Raw genomic sequence first — 21,311 nt, 5'->3', positions numbered from 1 at the left:
CCTTACACTGCGCGCCATGAAAACCATTCCCCATACGCAAATCGCCGAACCTGCGATCACCTGCTCGACCTGCGCGGCCTGTTGCTGTCAGCTTGAAGTCATGCTGATCACCGACACCGGTGTGCCCGAGCGTTTTATCGATACCGACGATTGGGGCGGGGAAGTCATGCTGCGACTGGATGACGGCTGGTGCGCCGCGCTGGATCGCAACAGCATGATGTGCACCATTTACGAAAAACGACCGCTGATTTGCCGGGAGTTCGAAATGGGCGCACCGGAATGCATTACCGAACGCCAGGGGATTGCGACGGCGTATCGGTGAGCGATACGACAGGCCACCGAAAATCCAATGTGGGAGCGGGCTTGCTCGCGAAAGCGGATTGTCAGTCAACATCAATGTTGAATGTTAAATCGCATTCGCGAGCAAGCCCGCTCCCACATTAAAGGTACAGCACTGCTTACAACGGCATCGTGTAATGCAGCGAGTAACTCTCTACACCATCGTTCGGGCTGCTGATCCCGGCATTGGAATAGTGCGTGGCGCGAATCCCGACTTCATGTCCGCCGGTAAAGCGCAGACCAAACCCGAAACGGTCTTCGAACTGAAAGGCACTGCCCAGTTTGTTGTCTTCGACTTCGGTGTTGGCAAACACCGCGATGCCGATACCCGCTTCAACGTAGGGTTTGATGGTCTGACCGGCAAACTCGTACACCAGCACCGGCGAGAACGACACACTGTGATTGTCCGACGTTTCATCGCCCTCCCAATAGGTGTAAGCGCCACTCCAGTAGCCGGTCAAGCGACCGATGTCACTCTGCAGCCAGCTTTTGTCCCAATCGAATTGCATCCCCAATCGGTAGGTCATGGTCGAATCGCTGGTCTGGCCGACCGCGAACTCCACCCCTGCTGCCTGCGCGGTAAAACTGTGCCCCATCAATGCGGTCGCAATCGCGGCCAAGCAGAATAGTCGCGTCATTAGAAACATCCTTTTCCGAACAATTTCGTATGGTTTTTTATGCCGCCCAACAGACCAAGCTATAGAAGTAGACGCTTGATCAGAAGTTCAGCCCAATTATTCGTTTCTTCATCTTTTTATCTACAAATCGAAGCTTTGCACAATCCCCGTCGAATGCCACAAAACCGGCAGGATATTTCTGAAGTGTGCCGGATCCGCACTCGACCAGAATCGGGCAGCGCGAGCAGGTCCCTCGGCCAGCAACTCACGCTCGGCCAATAATCGTTGAAGCTGCCGTGCCACAGCGGCACCGGTATCGATCAGGCTGATGCTCGGCGGGAGCATTTGCTTAAGCAGCGGTTTCAGAAAGGGATAATGCGTGCAGCCAAGAATGATCGTGTCTGCACCGGCAGCCAGCAGCGGGTCGACATACCCTTGCAGCAACTGACGCAATGCCTCGCTGTGCAAATCGCCATTTTCAATCAGCTCTACCAGCCCGGGGCATGGCTGGGTAATGACTCGCACATCGACGGCGAAACGGTCGAGCAAAGCGGCGAACTTGGCGCTCTGTAAAGTGCCGGTGGTGGCGAGTACGCCAACTACACCGCTGCGCGTCGCCGCCGCCGCCGGTTTGACGGCGGGCTCCATGCCGACGATGGGCCACTCGGGGAAATCGCGCCGCAAGTCCGCAACACCCGCGACGGTCGCGGTGTTGCAAGCGAGCACCAGCGCCTTGGCGCCCTGCTGCTGAAAGAACTGCGCCATGACGCTGCAACGCTGACTGATGAATGCCGGTGATTTTTCACCGTAGGGAATATTCCCGCAATCGCCAAAGTACAACAGAGATTCGTTGGGCAGCAATTGTTGGATCTCGGCCAGCACCGACAGCCCACCGACCCCGGAATCGAACACTCCAATCGGCGCTTCACGCATGGCTTGACCCGCAGACGCTGCAGCCCGGATCACGCTTGACCCGCAGTTCACGGAAACGCGTGCCCAAGGCATCGATCAATAACAGGCGCCCCACCAGCGGTTCGCCGAACCCCACCAGCAATTTCAGCGCTTCGAGCGCTTGCAGGCTACCGACCAGGCCCACCAGCGGACCCAGTACACCGGCCTCGCTGCAAGTCAGCTCGGCTTCGCTGCCATGCCCGTACAAACAGTGGTAGCACGGGCTTTCCGGACGACGGGAGTCGAATACCGACAATTGCCCTTCCAACCGAATCGCCGCACCGCTGACCAGCGGTTTGCGCGCCGCCACACAGGCGGCGTTGACTGCTTCGCGGGTGGAAAAATTATCGGAACAGTCCAGCACCAGATCCACCGCCGCAACTGCTGCCGCCAGGGAATCTTCATCCAGGACGGTGCGATGGGCAATCAGCTGAATCTCGGGATTGATCGCTGTCAGGCGACGGATCGCCGAATCGGCTTTGCTCAGGCCGACGCTGTCAGTGTCATGAACGATCTGGCGTTGCAGATTGGTCAGGTCGACCGTATCGAAGTCCGCCAGATGCAACTCACCGACACCGGCTGCGGCCAGGTACAGCGCAACCGGTGAGCCGAGACCGCCGAGGCCGACAATCAGCACGCGGCTTTCCTTGAGTCGCAACTGGCCGTCGATGTCGACGTGTTGCAGCAGAATCTGTCGGCTGTAGCGCAGTAATTCCTGATCATTCAGCACGGCAAGCGCCCCAGACTGATGCGTTGGTGACCACCCAGATCGGTGCGGCTGTGGACTTCTTCAAAGCCGCGGCTCAGTAGCAGATCGCGTACGGCTTCGGCTTGATCGTAACCGTGTTCAAGCATCAACCAGCCACCCGCCTCGAGGTGATCCGGTGCCTGGGCGACGATCAGACGCAAATCGTCTAGCCCATCGACGCCGGCCACCAGGGCACTGGCCGGTTCGAAGCGCACATCGCCTTCCACCAGATGTGGATCGGTCGAAGCGATGTAGGGCGGATTGCTGATGATCAGTTGAAAACGCTGGCCTTCCAAAGCGCTGAACCAATGGCTGCTCAGCACGGTGGCATTGTTCAGGCTCAAGCGTTGGCGATTGCGCTCGGCCAGGGCCACCGCTTCCAGCACGCGATCCACGGCGGTGACTTTCCAGGCCGGACGCTCGCTGGCCAAGGCCAGAGCGATGGCGCCGCTGCCGGTGCCCAAATCGAGCACCAAGGCCTGAGTGGCTGGCAACAATTCCAGCGCAGTTTCTACCAGCAATTCGGTGTCGGGACGCGGAATCAGCGTATGGGGCGCGACTTCCAGATCGAGCTTCCAGAAGCCTTGCTGACCCAGAATGTAGGCCACCGGCTCGCCGCTACGACGGCGCTGCAGGTACTCGGCAAACTTCAATGCCGCTTCGCTCGGGACGATACGCTCAGGCCAGGTGTGCAGAAAACTGCGGGACTTGCCCAAGGCCGCCGCCAGCAGCAATTCAGCATCCAGACGCGCGGTGGGCGAGTCGGGCAAATCGGCGGCGCGCAACAAGCTGGCAATGATCGTCATTTACTCACCTATCGCTGCCAATTGGTCGGCCTGGTACTCGGCCAGCAACGGTTCGATCACCGCATCCACACCGCCCGCGAGAATTTCGTCGAGGGAATATAGCGTCAGGTTGACCCGATGGTCGGTGACCCGGCCCTGGGCAAAATTATAGGTGCGGATCCGCTCGGACCGATCGCCGGAACCTACCAGCAATTTACGCTCGCTGGCGATGGCATTGGCCGCCGCGCTGGTCTGTTGATCGTTGAGCTTGGCCGACAGCCAGGACATCGCCCGGGCACGGTTCTTGTGCTGGGAACGTTCTTCCTGACACTCGACGACAATACCGGACGGCAAGTGCGTGATGCGAATGGCCGAATCGGTCTTGTTGACGTGCTGACCACCGGCACCGGAGGAGCGATAGGTGTCGACCCGAAGATCCGCCGGGTTGATCTCGATCGCTTCCTGCTCGTCCGGCTCGGGCAACACCGCCACGGTGCAGGCCGAGGTGTGGATGCGGCCCTGGGATTCAGTGGCCGGAACCCGTTGTACGCGGTGCGCGCCGGATTCGAACTTCAGCTTGCCGTAAACATTCTCGCCTTCGACCCGGGCGATGACTTCTTTATAGCCGCCATGTTCGCCTTCGTTCTCCGAAAGAATCTCTACCCGCCAACCACGTCGCTCGGCATAACGCGAATACATGCGGAACAAGTCGCCAGAGAAGATCGCCGCTTCGTCACCGCCAGTACCGGCACGGATTTCGAGGAATACGTTGCGCCCGTCGTTGGGATCCTTGGGCAGCAGCATGCGTTGCAGGCTGGCTTCAATTTCGATCAGTTGCTCTTTGGCTTCGCGGACTTCTTCCACGGCCATTTCGCGCATGTCCGGGTCGCTGTCCTTGAGCAGCGCCTGAGCCCCTTCGAGGTCGCCCTGCACTTTAAGCAGCTGTTTATAGGTGCCAACGATCGGCTCGACTTCCGCGTACTCCTTGGAATAGGTGCGGAACTTGTTTTGATCGGAAATGACCTCGCCGTCGCCAAGCAGGGCGGTCAATTCCTCGAAACGGTCCTGGAGGATGTCCAGCTTATTGAGCAGTGACGCTTTCATTGCGGTTTTTTATCCGAAAAGCTATCCGATGAGCCCTCACCGAGGGCAAAGAGTTCCTGGGCCATGGCCAGCGCATCGAGGCGGCCTTCGGCAGAGAGCTTTTTCAATTGCACACTCGGAGCATGCAAGAGTTTGTTGGTCAGGCCGCGGGCCAGTTGCACCAGTACGTCTTCGGCGCTGCTGCCATTGGCGAGCATGCGCTGGGCTTTCTGCAACTCTTCGTCGCGCAGACGCTCGCTTTGTTGACGATAAGCCTTGAGCACATCCACCGCCGCCAGTTCGCGCAGGCGAACCATGAAATCTTCGGCACCGACCGACACCATCTCTTCGGCGGCTTGGGCTGCGCCCTGACGGCTCTTGAGGTTTTCGGCGACCACTTCGTGGAGATCGTCGACGCTATAGAGGTAAACGTCGTCCAACTCGCCGACTTCCGGTTCGATATCCCGAGGAACGGCGATATCCACCATGAAAATCGGCTTGTGCTTGCGCAATTTCAAGGCACTTTCCACCGCGCCTTTACCGAGAATCGGTAACTGGCTGGCAGTGGAACTGATGACGATGTCGCTGCGCACAAGTTCTGCCGGGATGTCCGAGAGCAGCACTGCGTGGGCGCCGAACTGTTCGGCCAGAATGCTCGCGCGCTCCAGAGTGCGGTTGGCAACCACGATTCGCTTCACCCCCAGCTCATGCAGATGGCGGGCGACCAGGGTAATGGTCTCGCCGGCGCCGATCAGCAAAGCCTGACTGCGTTGCAAATCGCTGAAAATCTGTTTCGCCAGGCTGACCGCGGCAAACGCCACGGATACCGGATTTTCGCCGATGGCGGTGTCGGTTCGCACCTGTTTGGCCGCGTTGAATGTGGCCTGGAACAACCGGCCGAGCAGCGGACCGATGGTACCGGCCTCGCGAGCCACTGCGTAGGCCGATTTCATCTGACCGAGAATCTGCGGCTCCCCCAACACCAGCGAATCGAGCCCGGAGGCGACGCGCATCATGTGACGAACTGCCGCATCATCTTCATGCACATAAGCGCTCGCGCGCAGCTCGTCGAGGCTCAAATGATGATAATCGGCCAGCCAGCGCAATATGATGTCAGCCGAAAGGTGATCCTGTTCTATATACAGTTCACTGCGATTGCAGGTGGAGAGGATCGCAGCTTCGCGGCTGTCGGTGAGTCGGCAGAGCTGCTGCAAGGCCTCAACCAGCTGCTCAGGGGTAAAGGCCACGCGCTCGCGGACGTCTACTGAAGCAGTCTTGTGGTTAATACCGAGTGCAAGGAAGGCCATTCAAGGTCGCTGATGGTGACGTGAAGCCGACAATTGTCCTACTTCGACAGAGCCAGAACAACCACTCGATATCTATCGCTTCTGTAAGAACTGCCGAAGGCTGCGATCCGTTCTCGTTTACAAGGGCGCCGCGCCTATGGGGATTGCCCGCGCGGGTAAATTGGCCGGGCGGTTATGTTTGGCCCAAGGCTTGTGTCATGATGATCCGACCGCAGGTTAGTCGTCCTTCTTCCTATATGAATAGATCTTCCGCGTTGCTCCTCGCTTTTGTCTTCCTCAGCGGCTGCCAGGCCTTGGCACCCGTTTCGTCGGACGGTACGCCGCCGGTCGAAGACAGCACTCCGGCGCCTGAAAAGCCCAAGGTTTACAGCTCGTTCAGTGAAGAAACCGTCTTCAGCCTGTTGAGCGCCGAACTGGCTGGCCAACGCAATCGTTACGATATTGCCCTGGACAACTACGTGACCCAGGCCATCAATACTCAGGATCCGGGAATCTCCGAGCGGGCATTTCGCATTGCCGAGTATCTGGGTGCCGATCAGGCTGCCCTCGACACCGCACTGGTCTGGGCCAAAAACGCACCGGACGATCTCGAGGCGCAGCGGGCGGCCGCCGTACAACTCGCCCGCGCCGGGCGTTACGACGACTCCATGGTCTACATGGAAAAAGTCCTGCAAGGCAAAGGCGACACGCATTTCGACTTCCTCGCCTTGTCTGCGGCCGATACCGACCAGGACACGCGCAACGGTCTGATGAAAGGCTTTGACCGCTTGCTGCAGCGCCATCCGCACAACAACCAGCTGATTTTCGGCAAAGCCTTGCTGCTGCAACAGGACGGCGATGCCAAGGGCGCCCTGACCCTGCTCGAAGACAACCCGCCGGACGAGGGCGAAATCGCGCCAATCCTGCTACGCGCGCGCCTGCTGCAAGGGCTAAACCGCGGTGATGAAGCCCTGCCGCTGCTGCAAAAAAGCATCAAGAAATACCCGGACGACAAACGCCTGCGCCTGACCTACGCGCGCATGCTGGTTGAGCAGGATCGCATGGACGATGCCAAGGTCGAATTTTCGAGCCTGGTGCAGCAATACCCCGAAGACGACGAACTGCGTTATTCCCTGGCCCTGGTCTGCCTGGAAGCCAAGGCATGGGACGAGGCCAAAGGTTACCTGGAAGATTTGATCGCTCGGGAAAGCCATGTCGACTCGGCACACCTGAACCTGGGGCGCATTGCTGAAGAGCGTAACGACCCGCAGGGCGCATTGATCGAGTACGCCCAGGTCGGGGCGGGCAACGATTACCTGCCGGCGCAATTGCGTCAGGCCGATATTCTGATGAGCAACGGCAAGACCGCCGAAGCCCAAAGCCGTCTGGCAGCCGAACGCGGCGAGCAACCCGATTACGCGATCCAGTTGTATCTGATCGAAGCCGAAACCTTGTCTGCCAACAAACAGGGCGACAAGGCCTGGAAAGTCTTGCAGCAAGCCCTGCAGCAATACCCCGACGATCTGAACCTGCTGTATACCCGGGCCATGCTGGCAGAAAAACGCAATGATCTGGCGCAGATGGAAAAAGACCTGCGATTGATCATCAAGCGTGATCCGAACAATGCAATGGCGTTGAACGCCCTCGGCTACACCCTGTCCGACCGCACCACACGCTACGCCGAAGCCAAGGCCCTGATCGAACAGGCGCACCAGCTCAATCCGGAAGACCCGGCCGTTCTCGATAGTCTCGGATGGGTGAATTTCCGCCTGGGCAACCTCGATGAAGCCGAGCGGTATTTGCGCCAGGCACTGGAGCGCTTCCCCGATCAGGAAGTCGCCGCGCACCTGGGCGAAGTCCTGTGGGCCAACGGCAAACAACGTGAAGCCAAGCAAATCTGGAGCAAGTTCCTCAAAGAACAGCCCGACAGCCCTACCCTGCGCAGCACCATCAAGCGCCTGACCGGATCAGAGACTCTTTAAGATTATGTTTTTGCGCCACCTCATTATTTTCAGCTTCATCGCCCTGCTCGCCGGTTGCGCGGGCTTCGTTGCCCGCGAATCGGTCCAGGGTCAAGGCAACAAGGCCCAATGGCGCGAGCACAAACAGCAACTGACCGGCCTGGATGGCTGGCAAATCAACGGCAAAATCGGCATCCGTGCGCCAAAGGATTCGGGCAGCGGCACCTTGTTCTGGCTGCAACGCCAGGATTACTACGACATCCGTCTCTCCGGCCCGCTAGGTCGTGGCGCGGCCCGCTTGACCGGTCGCCCGGGCAAAGTCTCGCTGGAAGTGGCCAATCAGGGCCGCTATGACGCGCAGACCCCGGAAGCCCTGGTTGAAGAACAACTGGGCTGGAAATTGCCGGTGTCCCATCTGGCGTGGTGGGTTCGCGGACTCCCGGCCCCGGACAGCAAAAGTCGCCTGACCCTCGACATCGACAGCCGTCTGGCCAATCTCGAACAGGATGGCTGGCAGGTTGAATACCTCAGTTATGCCGAGCAAAACGGCTACTGGCTGCCCGAGCGGATCAAGCTGCACGGCACCGACCTTGATGTCACGCTGGTGATCAAGGAATGGCAACCACGCAAACTGGGGCAGTGAACATGACAGCCCCACGCCTGACATTGCCCTCGCCCGCCAAGCTCAACCTGATGCTGCACATCCTCGGTCGCCGTGAAGACGGTTATCACGAGTTGCAGACGATTTTTCAGTTCCTCGATTATGGCGATGAAATCACCTTCGCCGTTCGCGACGATGGCGTGATTCGGTTGCACACCGAATTCGTCGACGTCCCTCACGACAGCAACCTGATCGTCAAAGCGGCAAAAAAACTTCAGGAACAATCCGGTTGTTCGCTGGGTGTCGACATCTGGATCGAAAAAATCCTGCCCATGGGCGGCGGCATCGGTGGCGGCAGTTCGAATGCGGCCACCACATTGCTGGGCCTCAATCATCTCTGGCAACTGGGCTGGGATGAGGATCGGCTGGCCGCGCTGGGTCTTACGCTTGGCGCCGACGTCCCGGTTTTCGTGCGTGGCCACGCAGCTTTCGCCGAGGGCGTGGGGGAAAAACTCACCCCTGTAGAGCCTGAAGAACCGTGGTATCTCGTGCTGGTGCCGCAAGTATCTGTAAGTACAGCAGAAATTTTTTCAGATCCACTGTTGACACGTAACACTCCTCCCATTAAAGTGCGCCCCGTTCCCAAGGGAAACAGTCGAAATGACTGCTTGCCGGTGGTAGCAAGGCGTTATCCAGATGTACGTAACGCATTGAATTTGTTAGGTAAATTTACCGAAGCAAAACTCACCGGAACTGGAAGTTGTGTGTTTGGGGGCTTCCCAAGCAAAGCTGAAGCTGATAAAGTCTCGGCCCTTCTGACAGAGACCCTTACAGGGTTTGTAGCAAAAGGAAGCAACGTTTCGATGTTGCATCGCAAGCTGCAAGGTCTGCTCTAAAAGGAATCGAGTACTGGGTACTCGTTGCAACAGATACAGGGGCGTCGCCAAGCGGTAAGGCAGCAGGTTTTGATCCTGCCATGCGTTGGTTCGAATCCAGCCGCCCCTGCCATTTTCCTATACTCATCCAGGTTACCCTCAGCCTTCAGGTACTGCGCGTGTCCAAGATGATGGTCTTTACGGGGAACGCTAACCCCGATCTGGCTCGGCGTGTTGTACGTCAGCTGCATATCCCTCTCGGTGACATCTCTGTCGGTAAGTTTTCCGACGGCGAAATTACTGCCGAGATCAATGAAAACGTTCGCGGTAAAGACGTCTTCATTATTCAGCCGACTTGCGCTCCGACCAACGATAACCTGATGGAACTGGTAGTGATGGCTGATGCCTTCCGCCGCTCCTCGGCTACTCGTATCACTGCTGTTATTCCTTACTTTGGTTATGCCCGTCAGGATCGCCGTCCGCGTTCCGCACGTGTGGCTATCAGCGCGAAAGTCGTTGCTGACATGCTTACCGTAGTCGGCATCGACCGTGTTCTCACGGTTGATCTGCATGCTGACCAAATCCAGGGTTTCTTCGATATTCCGGTAGATAACATCTACGGCTCCCCGGTACTGGTGGATGATATTGAAGATCAGCGCTTCGAAAACCTGATGATCGTGTCCCCGGACATTGGTGGCGTCGTGCGTGCACGGGCTGTTGCCAAATCCTTGGGCGTGGATCTCGGGATCATCGACAAACGCCGTGAGAAAGCCAATCACTCTGAAGTGATGCATATCATCGGTGATGTCGAAGGGCGTACCTGTATTCTGGTCGATGACATGGTCGATACCGCCGGCACTCTGTGCCACGCGGCCAAGGCCCTGAAAGAGCATGGCGCTGCCAAGGTTTTCGCCTACTGCACGCACCCTGTGCTGTCGGGTCGGGCGATCGAAAACATTGAAAATTCCGTGCTGGACGAGCTGGTGGTGACGAACACCATCCCGCTGTCCGCTGCAGCACAAGCCTGTGCGCGTATCCGCCAACTGGATATCGCACCGGTAGTTGCCGAGGCGGTCCGCCGCATCAGCAATGAAGAATCGATCAGCGCGATGTTCCGTTAAGGGCCCTGCCCTTTTCATTACATCTCGTTGACGAAAAGCGCCCCGCCCCGGCATTCCTGTCGGGGCGGGGCTTTTTTGCCCATATCGCCTTTAGCGCTGGTCGCAAACGCTGGGGCGAATGTGGTTATTTTGGAGATACAACATGAACGATTTTACTCTGAATGCTGAAGTGCGTTCCGACCTGGGGAAAGGTGCGAGCCGCCGCCTGCGTCGTCTCGCAAGCCTGGTTCCAGCTGTAGTTTACGGTGGCGAAAAAGCCCCTGAATCCATCAGCATGCTGGCTAAAGAAGTTGCCAAACTGCTCGAAAACGAAGCGGCTTACAGCCACATCATCGAGCTGAACGTTGGCGGCACCAAGCAAAACGTCGTAATCAAAGCTCTGCAGCGTCACCCGGCCAAAGGCCACGTGATGCACGCTGACTTCGTACGCGTAGTAGCTGGCCAGAAACTGACCGCTATCGTTCCTGTGCACTTCATCAACGAAGCTGCTCCAGTGAAGAAAGGCGGCGAGATTTCGCACGTTGTTGCTGAAATCGAAGTGTCCTGCCTGCCAAAAGACCTGCCTGAATTCATCGAAGTCGACCTGGCTAACGCCGAAGTCGGCGCGATCATTCACTTGTCCGACATCACCGCCCCTAAAGGCGTTGAGTTTGTTGCTCTGGCTCACGGTAACGATCTGGCTGTTGCCAACGTTCACGCTCCACGTGTTGCTCCAGAAGCTACTGAAGGCGCAGCAGAGTAATTTCACTCTGTTCGCCGGAGTGACCGGGAACATCGCGGACTAGAGCGTAGCGAGAAAGCGGGCGAGAACGCGGAGTTTACATAATGGTAAATGAGCACTTGTCGTCCACTTTCGCCGCACTCCCTGATTGCGGCGATGTTATCCACCACTCCAAGGAAGGGCCCCTATCGTGACTGCCATTAAACTGATCGTTGGCCTGGGAAATCCAGGCGCTGAATACGAACAGACCCGGCATAACGCAGGGGCCCTTTTTGTTGAGCGCATCGCGCAAGCACAAGGTGTAAACCTTGTGGCCGATCGCAAATATTTCGGCCTGACCGGGCGCTATTCGCATCAGGGTCAGGATGTTCGTCTGCTGATTCCCACCACCTACATGAACCGCAGCGGCCAAGCCGTCGCGGCACTTGCCGGCTTCTTCCGCATCAAGCCTGAAGAAATCCTGGTGGCACATGACGAACTCGACCTGCCTCCGGGCGTTGCCAAGCTCAAACAGGGCGGCGGCCATGGCGGTCACAACGGGTTGCGCGACATCATCGCGCAACTGGGCAATCAGAATACCTTTCACCGCTTGCGGCTTGGCATTGGCCACCCGGGCGTTGCCAGTATGGTTTCAAATTTCGTCCTGGGTCGTGCGCCACGCGCCGAACAGGAAAAACTCGATGCCAGCATCGACTTTGCCCTCGGCGTGCTGCCGGATATCCTCGCCGGTGAATGGAACCGCGCGATGAAAAACCTGCACAGCCAGAAGGCCTGACTCTTACCCGAGGGGAAACACCATGGGATTCAATTGCGGCATCGTCGGCCTGCCTAACGTCGGCAAGTCCACCCTGTTCAACGCCCTGACCAAATCCGGGATCGCGGCCGAGAACTTCCCCTTCTGCACCATCGAGCCGAACAGCGGCATCGTGCCGATGCCGGATCCGCGCCTGGAAGCCCTGGCGGCCATCGTCAAACCCAAGCGCATCCTGCCGACTACCATGGAATTCGTCGACATCGCTGGCCTGGTTGCCGGCGCCTCGAAAGGTGAAGGCCTGGGCAACAAGTTCCTCGCCAACATCCGCGAAACCGATGCCATCGCCCACGTGGTCCGCTGCTTCGAAGACGAGAACGTGATTCACGTCTCCAACAGCGTCGACCCGAAGCGCGACATCGAAATCATCGACCTGGAACTGATTTTCGCCGACCTCGACAGCTGCGAGAAGCAACTGCAGAAAGTCGCACGCAATGCCAAGGGCGGTGACAAGGATGCAGTGGTCCAGAAAGGCCTGCTGGAGCAACTGATCGCTCACTTCACCGAAGGCAAGCCTGCGCGCACGCTGATGAAGAACATGGGCGCCGACGACAAAGCGGTGATTCGTGGCTTCCACCTGCTGACCACCAAGCCAGTCATGTACATCGCCAACGTCGCTGAAGACGGTTTCGAGAACAACCCGCTGCTGGACATCGTCAAAGCCATCGCCGAAGAAGAAGGCGCCGTGGTGGTTCCGGTCTGCAATAAGATCGAAGCCGAAATCGCCGAACTGGAAGACGGCGAAGAGAAAGACATGTTCCTCGAAGCCCTGGGTCTTGAAGAGCCTGGCCTGAACCGCGTGATCCGCGCCGGCTACGAAATGCTGCACCTGCAGACCTACTTCACCGCTGGCGTCGAAGAAGTCCGCGCCTGGACCGTCCGCGTGGGTGCTACCGCGCCACAAGCCGCCGGCGTGATCCACACCGACTTCGAAAAAGGCTTCATCCGCGCCGAAGTTATCGCTTATGACGACTTCATCCAGTACAAGGGCGAAGCCGGTACCAAAGAAGCCGGCAAATGGCGTCTGGAAGGCAAGGATTACATCGTTAAAGACGGCGACGTGATGCACTTCCGTTTCAACGTCTAAGTTTTCAGGAAGCAGCACCCGCTCAAGAAAAAGCCGCGTTCATACGCGGCTTTTTTGTGCCTGCTGTCTCGCCCCTCTGTAGGAGCGAGGCTTGCCCGCGAAGACCGTTACGCGGTTTTCCTGAATAACCGCGTCATCGTTCTTCGCGGGCAAGCCTCGCTCCTACAGGGTCCGCATCAGGCCTTTTTCGTTCGCGGCAGGAAGATCGCCAACACCCCAAGCAGCGGCAAGAACGAACACAAGAGGTACACGTACTCGATGCCGTGAATATCCGCCAGATGCCCGAGCAACGCTGCGCCAATCCCGCCGAAGCCGAACATCAGGCCGAAGAACACCCCGGCAATCATCCCGACATTCCCCGGCACCAGTTCTTGTGCATACACCACGATGGCCGAGAATGCCGAGGCGAGGATGAAACCGATCACCACACTCAGGACGCTGGTCCAGAACAGATCGACGTGGGGCAGCATCAGGGTGAACGGTGCAACGCCAAGGATTGAGAACCAGATCACCGCCTTGCGCCCGATCTTGTCGCCGATCGGCCCGCCGAAGAAGGTCCCTGCCGCTACCGCACCGAGAAACAGGAACAAGTGCAGCTGCGAACTGGCCACCGACAGGTCGAACTTTTCAATCAGGTAGAACGTGAAGTAACTGGTGAGACTGGACATGTAGAAATACTTGGAGAACACCAGCAACCCGAGTACCACCAATGCGCTGATCACCCGTCGTTTCGACAAGCCGTGAGTCGCCGCCTGACCTTGTTTGAGCTTGAACAGGTTCAGGTGGTTGGCGTACCAGCGACTGATCCTATACAGCACGAACAACGCAAACAGCGCGAACAATCCGAACCAGGCCACATGACCCTGACCGTAGGGAATGATGATCGCCGCTGCCAGCAACGGCCCGAAGGCCGAGCCCGCATTGCCGCCGACCTGAAATGTCGACTGCGCCAAGCCGAAGCGTCCGCCCGAGGCCAGTCGCGCTACCCGAGAAGCTTCTGGGTGAAAGGTCGATGAGCCGACGCCGATCAACCCCGCCGCCAGCAGAATCATCGGGAAGCTACTGACCACGGACATCATCAGAATGCCGATCAATGTGCAGACAGTACCGGCCGGCAACAGCCAGGGTTTGGGATGACGATCCGTGTGGTAACCGACCCATGGCTGCAACAGCGAGGCCGTCAGTTGAAAGGTCAGGGTGATCAGTCCGATCTGGGTGAAGGTCAGGCCATAGCTGGCCTTGAGCATCGGATAGATCGACGGCAATACCGCCTGAATCAGGTCGTTGATCAAATGCGCCAGCGCCACCGCACCGATGATGCGCATGACCAGCGGACTGCTTTGTGAAGTGACGGGCGCCGACGTCGCGGCGGACTGAACGTTGCTGATAGCCATGAGAGTTTCCGTACTGCGGATGGGTGCGCACTGGCAGGTCGGTCAATGTGCCATTTTTCGGTGCAGGAGCGCCATCCCCTTAGCCTGCTAACGACCTCAAAAAGAAGGTGATAGCGCAACGCCATGGTCTGAATCTTGCCTTGTTTATCCGCTTCAACGCGGCCCCTTACAAAGGGGACCGAGAATGGGAAGTTTCGCTACAAAGTCGGCCTACAGAGCGGACCAAGGTGAACTTTCGAGGCCTTTTAGAAGGGCACAAGTCGCGGTCGCAATGACTTCGACGCACGCTAATGATGCGTGGTGTGCCAGAGGAGTCATGGGGCATGCAGGCTTTTTTATCACCGGGGATCGGGCTGCTGGGGCGATTCGGTTTCGCGCGAAAATTTCAGTTGCTGTTTCTGCTGTTTATCCTGCCACTGGCGGGCAGCCTGTGGATGATCGGTCAGGATTATAGTGACAAGTTGAACCTGATCTCCGGCGAGCGCGCCGGGGTTCGTCAATTGCTCGCCCTCGATGCACTCGACAACCTGCTCGCCGCCCAACGTAACCGCGCCGCTCGCTGGCGCGCCACCGAAACCAATCGCCAGCCGACACCCGCAACCATCGCGGCGATGGCAGCGTTCGACGCGGTTCAGCCGGCCGTCGCCCAAGCCATCACGGACTTGGGCAATGCCCTGAAAACCGAAGGCGCCGAGGGCCAAACCCTCACCCGCTATCAGGCCCTGCAAACCGCCCTCACCGGCCTGGACTCGAAAAGCCTGAGCAGCGTCGGTTGGTGGCCGGACGGTTACGATCGCTTCACCAATGCCTTGAGTGCTCTGCAAGCCTTGCGCGAACAAATCGCCATGGACAATCGCCTGACCCTCGCGCCGTGGCTGGAAACATGGTTGCTGACGCAGATTTCCACTCAACACGCGCCGGACCTGATCGAACGGGTCGGGCGTCTTGCCGCCGTTGGTCAGGCCTCAGTAGTGTCCGGGCAGTTCACCCTGCAAAGCCGCCTGCAACTGCGGGACTTGCGCAGCCGCATCGGCGATGCCCGGGAGCAGCTGGTTAAAACCGCTGGCCTGCTGGAAGCGCGTCTGCCCAGCGCCTTGCAAACCTGGGCCGGGCAATACCACGACAGCCTCAAGCACCTGGACGCCGGTTTGAAAGTGCTGGACGAGGGCGTCTTCGGCGGCAGCATCAACCTCAAGCCGGAAGACTTTGAACGCAGTCTCGATGCCCTCCTCGGCGACCTCGCCTCGTTGCGCCAGCAATCGTTGGTTTCGCTGGATCAACGGCTGGATTATTACCACGGCTCGGCCATCCGCCAGTTCATCCTGGTGGCGACAGTTTTTGGCTGCCTGCTACTGGCTGCGTTGTACCTGTTCATCTGTTTGCAGGCCTCGATCCGTCGCAGCGCCAGCGGCATCACGCTATTGGCCGAAGCACTGCGTGACGGCAACCTGAGCCTGCAAGTCCCGGTGCAGGGCCGCGACGAACTGGCGGCGATCAGCACCGCCCTGAATGTCGCCGTGGTGCAACTGCGCAACAGTCTGCTGGGGGTCGATCATGAAACCCTGCAACTGAGCAACGCGGTACGCACCCTCAACGATCACTCCAGCGGCGCTCTCGGCGAAGTCGAGGCTCAGCAGTTGCAAATCAGCCAGATCGCCGCTGCGGCCACGCAACTGGCGGCCACCTCTCAAGGTGTCGCTCAGAGCTGCGAACAGGCCTCAGGCAGCGCTCAGCACACCCAGCGCATCGCCGCCGACAGCAGCCGCGACAGTCAACGCACGACGGCGAGTATTCAGCAGCTCAATCAGCGCTTGAACGACACTGCAGCGGCACTGGGTCGGGTCAGCGAGCAAGGGCAGCAGATTCAATTGGTGGTCGATACCATTCGCGGCGTGGCCGAGCAGACCAATCTGCTCGCCCTTAACGCCGCCATCGAGGCCGCACGGGCCGGCGAGCAAGGTCGTGGCTTTGCCGTAGTGGCCGATGAAGTGCGCAGCCTGTCGCAACGCACCCAGTCCTCCACCGCGCAAATCGCCGGCACCGTCGACAGCCTGCGCAGCACCGTCAATGAAGCCGTAAGCCTGATGGAAGCCGCCTGCGGCCAGGCCCAATCGGATGCGCAAGCTGTCACCGGTCTCGGCGAGCGACTGGGACAAATCGCCAGCGCGGTGCAGAGCGTCACCGATACCCTGGCGCAGATCGCCACCGCCGTCGAAGAGCAAGCGAGCACCGCCGATGAAGTCAGTGGCAACATCCAGCAAGTCGATCAGGCGGCGGTACGCTTGCTGGAAGGCGCACGGGCGGTGAACCTCGCAGCGGACACCTTGAGCCAGGGCAGCAAGGCCTTGAGTGCGAATACCGGAAGATTTCAGCTCGGTTGACGCCCTCCCCTGGCCCGATTTTTCGGGTCAGAGGGATAAGCGGTTGAAAGTGTGGAGAAATATTTTAAATTTACGCTTGACGCATCTTCGTTCCAGGTGAATAATGCGCGCCACTTGGCTACATAGCTCAGTTGGTTAGAGCATAGCATTCATAATGCTGGGGTCCGGGGTTCAAGTCCCTGTGTAGCCACCAAGTACCGATTTATAGAGATCCCAGGATGTCTGTAAATCACCTCAAGAAGCCCGCCTCGTGCGGGCTTTCTTGTATCTGGATATTCATCCTGATCTACCTGCATTCTTCCCATCGTGTATGCCCCCAACTGAGGCATACACGGATGAAGCGTAGCGATATCAAACGCCGTCCCCTCTTTCAGATACCACACTAAGTCAATCTGGCTCCTGAAGCTTCCTGGGGATCACCTGGGCAATTTCGGCTCTTCGCCAGCACCCACGCTTCTCATGCTGGAGTTGTGGTGCTCATAGATAGCCTTACACCTTGAAAAAATAGCCATATTCATGGTTAATGATAAGAATTATCATTAAGTTCATTCCCATGGCCTATATCGCGCTCAATTCTGCCAATGCTCGACAGACGGTATTGCACCGTCTTTTCGGTGACCACCATGGTTGGTTGCTGAGTCGTTTGCGTGCGCGGCTGGGCTGCACTCATGATGCTGCAGACATCGCTGCAGAGGTATTCGCTCAGGTCGTAGCATTGTCTGAGCCGCAGACAATACGCGAACCTCGGGCACTACTTACGACAATCGCCAAGCGATTGATGTACGACAGTTGGCGCCGACGCGATCTGGAACGCGCTTATCTTGAAGTGTTGGCTTTGCAACCCGAAGCGTTCGAACCATCACCTGAAGTCCGCGCGTTGACGATTGAAGCTCTGCTTCAAATCGACGCCCTGCTCGCAGGCCTTTCGTCGCGAGCCCGCACTGCATTTCTGTGCAGCCAGGTGGACGGTATGAAGTACGCCGACATTGCCGAGTTGATAGGGGTCTCGACTATCCGTGTACGCCAATATGTGGCCAAGGGTTTGAAGCTGTGCTGCCAGAATCTGATGCACGAGTGAAGCGCACACATTCCGCCGTCGAGGAAGCCATCGAATGGACGGCCTGTATGCGTTCAGGCGAAGTCCAGGCTGATGAACAAAAGGCGTTCGAAGCCTGGATCGCCAACCCAGCGAATGCGCTGGCATGGGAGAGAGTGCAAGTCCACTTGGGTGCGACCTTTTTACCGCTCGCGCGTGGCTCGGACTCGAAGGTACGCAGAGTACTGCAAACGCCTGATCCGCAGCGACGTCGCTTGCTACGTGGGGCGCTGGTTCTCGGCGGAGTCGGTGTCAGCGCGACATTACTTGGCCGGCAGAGCACGTTGTTCACAAACATTGTGGCCGACTTGAGTACAACAACGGCTCAACGTCGTGACTTCAATCTGTCGGATGGAAGCAAGCTGGTTCTGGACGCGCGCAGCGCAGTGGATATCGATTTTACTGCGAGCCAGCGCAACCTGGTATTGCGTAAAGGAAAACTGGTGATTGAGGTGAGCGACGATCCCAGGCCGCTTGTTGTGCACACATTACATGGATTTGCACGCAGCTCTGCCGCACGGTTTATGGTCTCGCTTCAAGGCGACACGACTCATGTGTGGGCAATGCATTCCAGCCTCTGCGTTGGTCGGTTCGACGGTCAGTGCTCGTTGCTCAAGAGCGGAGTAGGTGCCCGCCTCAATTCAGAGGGTATCCAGCCGCTCGCCGCTAATCGTAAAGGGGAAATCAGCTGGGAGAGCGGCAGGCTCAGTGTCGATGACTGGTCACTGGGAGAAGTCATTGAAGCGTTGCAGCCCTACCGGCGCGGGGTGCTACGCATCGATCCGGCGGCGGCGCAGCTTCGGGTTTCCGGCCTGTTCTCTCTGGATAACAGTGAGCGTGCACTTGCCTCGTTGGAGCAGATCCTGCCTGTACGCATTGAGCAGTACCTCGGATTCTGGACCCGGATCGAACTGCGCGGCTAAGTTTTTTTCATTGGCCCTATATCGCTTTTTCAGTCTCGTTGGACATAGGCATTAACCGCTAATAAAAGCGGAGCCGCCAACACGGAGTACCTATGTCCAATCGTTTTAACACTGCGTTCAGGCTGACGTCTGTGTGCTTTTCTTTTCTGCTGACCCAGGGATACGCTTCGACCAGTTTCGCGGAATCGGCTTCGACGGGCAGCCAATCGCTACAACATTTCGACTTACCTGCAGACTCCCTGGTGGCAACCCTCGACCGCATAGCCCGTCAGAGCGGTAACGAAATTGTGTATGTCCCTAATCTCGTCGCCGGGCTGCGTGCGCCGGCCATTAAGGGAGCAATGACTGCCGAGCAGGCTGCACAAATCGCGATTGAAGGCAGCGGACTGTCAGTACGCAAGACTGCGGGTGGAATCTTGACGCTGGATGCCCTCGGCAGCATGACGCTACCGGCGCAGGCGATTGTCGGAATGCAGACCGAAGCACCCACCGTGTCGGTGGGCACCAAGGTCCCGCTGCGTCTTCGAGAGGTGCCACAGACGATCAATGTCATCGGCCAGGAACGTATCCAGAAGCAGAATCTTTATACCCTCGAAGATGCATTGGGCAAGGTCGGTGGCGTAACCGTGCAGCGAATCGACGCCAGCCGTCTGAGTTTTTTCTCCCGAGGTTTCGAAATGACCTCGCTGCAATTGGACGGTACGCCGACCACCATGGACAACAGGGTGTTCCTGTCACCCGATCTGACCATGTATGACCGCGTCGAGGTACTCAAGGGGCCGTCTGGCAGCTTGACCGGCGCCGGAGGCCCCGGCGGCAGCATCAACCTGGTACGCAAGCGACCGTTGGCCGATGCGGCTGTTTCGGCGGAAATCAGCGCCGGCTCCTGGGACGATTATCGTGGCATGGTTGACGTCACCGGCCCGTTGACCGAGAGCGGTAATGTGCGTGGACGCCTGGTGCTCAGTGAGCACAAAAAAGGCTTCTACTACGACGGTGGCGGCAAGCGCGAATCGAACCAAGCCTATGGCATCGTCGATATCGACCTGACGCCAGATACGGTCTGGACGATCGGTGCGAGCAACCAGAACACCGACATCCGTGGCGCCCAGCGCTCCCTGCCTGCCTATCGCTACACCAACGCTGCCGGTGAGGCCGCGATGTCGCTGCCGAATGCATCGCGCAAAAATTTTTACGGTGAAGACTGGAACCGTGACTACTTCTGGAGCACCGCTGTTTTCACCGAGCTCGAGCACCAGTTAGGGGATGGCTGGAAAACCAAGTTGTCCCTGCGACACGCCGACAACAACTACGATTTGACCCAGGCTTACGCGCGCAATGGCGGAGGCATAGACCCCGCGGACAACCTGGTGTCGATGAACTCGATCATGTTTGATTACCGAGAGAAACAGGACGAGGCCGACGTGTACGTCGACGGCCCATTCAACTTCCTTGGGCGTGAACATAAAGTGCTGGTGGGCGCCAACTATTCGCGCTCCGAGTTCGCTTCGAACGGCGGTTATTTCTCGAGTTACCTGGGCGATGTTGACCTCAACGATCCGCAGCCTGACTTTGCCTACCCGGCCTTTCCGGAATCGGACAAGTTGCCGACCAGCGTTGCCAATACCCGCGCAAAAGCGGTCTACAGCAACGTGCGCTTGAGCCTTGCCGACCCTCTGACGCTGGTACTTGGCGGGCGAGTGACCTGGCTTGATATGCACAGCAGCCAGCACCAGCCTGAGGCCGGCTCACCATCGGAAAAGAACGGCGATAGCGTGTCACAGAAATTCACTCCGTTTTACGGGCTGATCTACGATCTCAACGACAACTACTCGTTGTATGCCAACTATTCCGAGGTATTCCAGCCGCAGGCCGTCAGCAACCTGGACATCAACAACAACATCATTAAACCGCTGGAAGGCAAGCAGCACGAACTGGGTATCAAGGGCGAATTCCTCGATGGCGCATTGAACGCCTCGCTGGCTGCGTTCCAGATCGAAGAAGAGAACCGCGCGATTCCGGATATGAACGATCCGAACGCTCGGGCTGTGGTTGCCGGCGGCAAGGCTCGCACCCGCGGGTTCGAGGCTGAGCTGAGTGGGCAGATGACGCCCGATTGGTTCCTCAGCGCGAACTTCACCCATACCTACAAACGCTATGACAGTGCCAACGAACAGTTGCAGACCTACCTGCCGAAAAACATGTTACGGGTCTGGAGCCTGTACAAACTGCCCGGTGAGCTGGAGAAGTGGAGTGTCCAGGGTGGCGTCAGCGTTGTCAGCGAGACCTATAACAAGCTGCACGTCCCTGACATCGGCATGAACGGCACCAAACTCCGCCAGGGCGGATACGCCTTGTACGATGCGGGCATTGGCTACCAGATCACGCAAAACCTCTCCGCTGACCTGCTCGGCACCAACCTGGCCGACAAGAAGTACTTCCAGCGGATCAACACGTTCCAGGACGGGAATATCTTCGGTGACCCCCGTGCCGTGTCCATGACACTGCGCGCCAAGTTCTGATTACGATTG

Annotated in this window: 19 protein-coding genes and 2 tRNA genes; 14 read left to right on the top strand and 7 right to left on the bottom strand. The window is 58.2% G+C overall.

Annotated features, from left to right (window positions below; translation table 11 throughout):
• Nucleotides 1-16 precede the first annotated feature (16 nt).
• Nucleotides 17-322 carry a YkgJ family cysteine cluster protein gene (locus MEB48_RS17190; protein ID WP_205889737.1) on the top strand — a complete coding sequence of 102 codons (306 nt, stop codon included), beginning with the start codon at nt 17-19 and terminating at the stop codon, nt 320-322.
• A gap of 136 nt (nt 323-458) precedes the next feature.
• On the opposite strand, the gene MEB48_RS17185 is transcribed toward MEB48_RS17190, so the two are convergent.
• The 6 genes from MEB48_RS17185 to hemA form a co-directional block, all read right to left on the bottom strand.
• A complete protein-coding gene (locus tag MEB48_RS17185; protein WP_237885252.1) occupies nt 459-977 on the bottom strand; it encodes an acyloxyacyl hydrolase in 519 nt (172 codons plus the stop codon).
• 120 nt (nt 978-1,097) lie between these two features.
• Nucleotides 1,098-1,889, bottom strand: a complete 792-nt coding sequence (murI, locus tag MEB48_RS17180) for a glutamate racemase (protein ID WP_237885251.1) — start codon at nt 1,887-1,889, stop codon at nt 1,098-1,100.
• Complete coding sequence (locus MEB48_RS17175) at nt 1,882-2,637, bottom strand: molybdopterin-synthase adenylyltransferase MoeB (protein WP_237885250.1); 756 nt, start codon at nt 2,635-2,637, stop codon at nt 1,882-1,884. Before MEB48_RS17175 ends, murI begins: the two co-directional genes overlap by 8 nt.
• A complete protein-coding gene (prmC, locus tag MEB48_RS17170; RefSeq protein ID WP_237885249.1) occupies nt 2,631-3,461 on the bottom strand; it encodes a peptide chain release factor N(5)-glutamine methyltransferase in 831 nt (276 codons plus the stop codon). The genes MEB48_RS17175 and prmC overlap by 7 nt, the downstream gene beginning before the upstream one ends.
• A complete protein-coding gene (gene prfA, locus MEB48_RS17165; RefSeq protein WP_030129716.1) occupies nt 3,462-4,544 on the bottom strand; it encodes a peptide chain release factor 1 in 1,083 nt (360 codons plus the stop codon).
• Nucleotides 4,541-5,830, bottom strand: a complete 1,290-nt coding sequence (hemA, locus tag MEB48_RS17160) for a glutamyl-tRNA reductase (protein WP_237885248.1) — start codon at nt 5,828-5,830, stop codon at nt 4,541-4,543. Before hemA ends, prfA begins: the two co-directional genes overlap by 4 nt.
• Nucleotides 5,831-6,066: 236 nt before the next feature.
• On the opposite strand from hemA, the gene MEB48_RS17155 reads away from it, so the two are divergent.
• From MEB48_RS17155 to ychF, 8 genes are all read left to right on the top strand, one after another.
• On the top strand, nt 6,067-7,791 hold the full coding sequence (locus MEB48_RS17155) for a tetratricopeptide repeat protein (RefSeq protein WP_237885322.1): 1,725 nt from the start codon (nt 6,067-6,069) through the stop codon (nt 7,789-7,791).
• A gap of 4 nt (nt 7,792-7,795) precedes the next feature.
• Nucleotides 7,796-8,413 (top strand): lipoprotein insertase outer membrane protein LolB, encoded by a 618-nt coding sequence (lolB, locus tag MEB48_RS17150; protein ID WP_237885247.1) that lies wholly within the window; start codon nt 7,796-7,798, stop codon nt 8,411-8,413.
• 2 nt (nt 8,414-8,415) lie between these two features.
• On the top strand, nt 8,416-9,267 hold the full coding sequence (ispE, locus tag MEB48_RS17145) for a 4-(cytidine 5'-diphospho)-2-C-methyl-D-erythritol kinase (protein WP_237885321.1): 852 nt from the start codon (nt 8,416-8,418) through the stop codon (nt 9,265-9,267).
• A gap of 37 nt (nt 9,268-9,304) precedes the next feature.
• Nucleotides 9,305-9,379, top strand: a tRNA-Gln gene (locus tag MEB48_RS17140).
• Between the two features lie 46 nt (nt 9,380-9,425).
• Complete coding sequence (locus tag MEB48_RS17135; protein WP_003171603.1) at nt 9,426-10,367, top strand: ribose-phosphate pyrophosphokinase; 942 nt, start codon at nt 9,426-9,428, stop codon at nt 10,365-10,367.
• Nucleotides 10,368-10,509: 142 nt separating this feature from the next.
• Nucleotides 10,510-11,109 carry a 50S ribosomal protein L25/general stress protein Ctc gene (locus MEB48_RS17130; protein ID WP_237885246.1) on the top strand — a complete coding sequence of 200 codons (600 nt, stop codon included), beginning with the start codon at nt 10,510-10,512 and terminating at the stop codon, nt 11,107-11,109.
• Nucleotides 11,110-11,278: 169 nt separating this feature from the next.
• Nucleotides 11,279-11,863, top strand: a complete 585-nt coding sequence (pth, locus tag MEB48_RS17125) for an aminoacyl-tRNA hydrolase (RefSeq protein ID WP_008074178.1) — start codon at nt 11,279-11,281, stop codon at nt 11,861-11,863.
• A gap of 22 nt (nt 11,864-11,885) precedes the next feature.
• Nucleotides 11,886-12,986 (top strand): redox-regulated ATPase YchF, encoded by a 1,101-nt coding sequence (gene ychF / locus MEB48_RS17120; protein ID WP_237885245.1) that lies wholly within the window; start codon nt 11,886-11,888, stop codon nt 12,984-12,986.
• Between the two features lie 176 nt (nt 12,987-13,162).
• Here ychF and MEB48_RS17115 read toward each other — a convergent pair whose 3' ends face one another.
• A complete protein-coding gene (locus MEB48_RS17115) occupies nt 13,163-14,380 on the bottom strand; it encodes an MFS transporter (protein WP_237885244.1) in 1,218 nt (405 codons plus the stop codon).
• A 323-nt stretch (nt 14,381-14,703) separates the two neighbouring features.
• On the opposite strand from MEB48_RS17115, the gene MEB48_RS17110 reads away from it, so the two are divergent.
• The 5 genes from MEB48_RS17110 (at nt 14,704) to MEB48_RS17090 (ending at nt 21,302) form a co-directional block, all read left to right on the top strand.
• Complete coding sequence (locus MEB48_RS17110; RefSeq protein ID WP_237885243.1) at nt 14,704-16,761, top strand: methyl-accepting chemotaxis protein; 2,058 nt, start codon at nt 14,704-14,706, stop codon at nt 16,759-16,761.
• A 116-nt stretch (nt 16,762-16,877) separates the two neighbouring features.
• A tRNA-Met gene (locus tag MEB48_RS17105) sits at nt 16,878-16,954 on the top strand.
• A gap of 360 nt (nt 16,955-17,314) precedes the next feature.
• Nucleotides 17,315-17,839: a sigma-70 family RNA polymerase sigma factor gene (locus tag MEB48_RS17100; protein WP_237885242.1), complete on the top strand. Its 525-nt coding sequence runs from the start codon at nt 17,315-17,317 to the stop codon at nt 17,837-17,839.
• The gene (locus tag MEB48_RS17095; RefSeq protein ID WP_330932710.1) at nt 17,812-18,780 is read left to right on the top strand and encodes a FecR domain-containing protein; all 969 of its coding nucleotides are present in this window, start codon (nt 17,812-17,814) and stop codon (nt 18,778-18,780) included. Before MEB48_RS17100 ends, MEB48_RS17095 begins: the two co-directional genes overlap by 28 nt.
• Before the next feature lie 92 nt (nt 18,781-18,872).
• Nucleotides 18,873-21,302: a TonB-dependent siderophore receptor gene (locus MEB48_RS17090; RefSeq protein WP_237885240.1), complete on the top strand. Its 2,430-nt coding sequence runs from the start codon at nt 18,873-18,875 to the stop codon at nt 21,300-21,302.
• Nucleotides 21,303-21,311 lie beyond the last annotated feature (9 nt).

Origin of the sequence: Pseudomonas sp. PGPR40, from assembly GCF_022014505.1 — a bacterium.
Taxonomy (GTDB): domain Bacteria; phylum Pseudomonadota; class Gammaproteobacteria; order Pseudomonadales; family Pseudomonadaceae; genus Aquipseudomonas.
Note: the sequence above shows the minus strand (reverse complement) of the source record. Positions and strands in the feature narration are given on the sequence as shown.

What these genes read in the sequence shown, in the direction of transcription:
- MEB48_RS17100 (WP_237885242.1), top strand. Translation starts at nt 17,315, where the DNA reads ATGGCCTATATCGCGCTCAATTCTGCCAATGCTCGACAGACGGTATTG.
- ispE (WP_237885321.1), top strand. Translation starts at nt 8,416, where the DNA reads ATGACAGCCCCACGCCTGACATTGCCCTCGCCCGCCAAGCTCAACCTG.
- MEB48_RS17155 (WP_237885322.1), top strand. Translation starts at nt 6,067, where the DNA reads ATGAATAGATCTTCCGCGTTGCTCCTCGCTTTTGTCTTCCTCAGCGGC.
- murI (WP_237885251.1), bottom strand. Translation starts at nt 1,889, where the DNA reads ATGCGTGAAGCGCCGATTGGAGTGTTCGATTCCGGGGTCGGTGGGCTG.
- lolB (WP_237885247.1), top strand. Translation starts at nt 7,796, where the DNA reads ATGTTTTTGCGCCACCTCATTATTTTCAGCTTCATCGCCCTGCTCGCC.
- MEB48_RS17185 (WP_237885252.1), bottom strand. Translation starts at nt 977, where the DNA reads ATGACGCGACTATTCTGCTTGGCCGCGATTGCGACCGCATTGATGGGG.
- prmC (WP_237885249.1), bottom strand. Translation starts at nt 3,461, where the DNA reads ATGACGATCATTGCCAGCTTGTTGCGCGCCGCCGATTTGCCCGACTCG.
- ychF (WP_237885245.1), top strand. Translation starts at nt 11,886, where the DNA reads ATGGGATTCAATTGCGGCATCGTCGGCCTGCCTAACGTCGGCAAGTCC.
- MEB48_RS17190 (WP_205889737.1), top strand. Translation starts at nt 17, where the DNA reads ATGAAAACCATTCCCCATACGCAAATCGCCGAACCTGCGATCACCTGC.
- MEB48_RS17115 (WP_237885244.1), bottom strand. Translation starts at nt 14,380, where the DNA reads ATGGCTATCAGCAACGTTCAGTCCGCCGCGACGTCGGCGCCCGTCACT.
- MEB48_RS17110 (WP_237885243.1), top strand. Translation starts at nt 14,704, where the DNA reads ATGCAGGCTTTTTTATCACCGGGGATCGGGCTGCTGGGGCGATTCGGT.
- MEB48_RS17130 (WP_237885246.1), top strand. Translation starts at nt 10,510, where the DNA reads ATGAACGATTTTACTCTGAATGCTGAAGTGCGTTCCGACCTGGGGAAA.
- MEB48_RS17090 (WP_237885240.1), top strand. Translation starts at nt 18,873, where the DNA reads ATGTCCAATCGTTTTAACACTGCGTTCAGGCTGACGTCTGTGTGCTTT.
- prfA (WP_030129716.1), bottom strand. Translation starts at nt 4,544, where the DNA reads ATGAAAGCGTCACTGCTCAATAAGCTGGACATCCTCCAGGACCGTTTC.
- hemA (WP_237885248.1), bottom strand. Translation starts at nt 5,830, where the DNA reads ATGGCCTTCCTTGCACTCGGTATTAACCACAAGACTGCTTCAGTAGAC.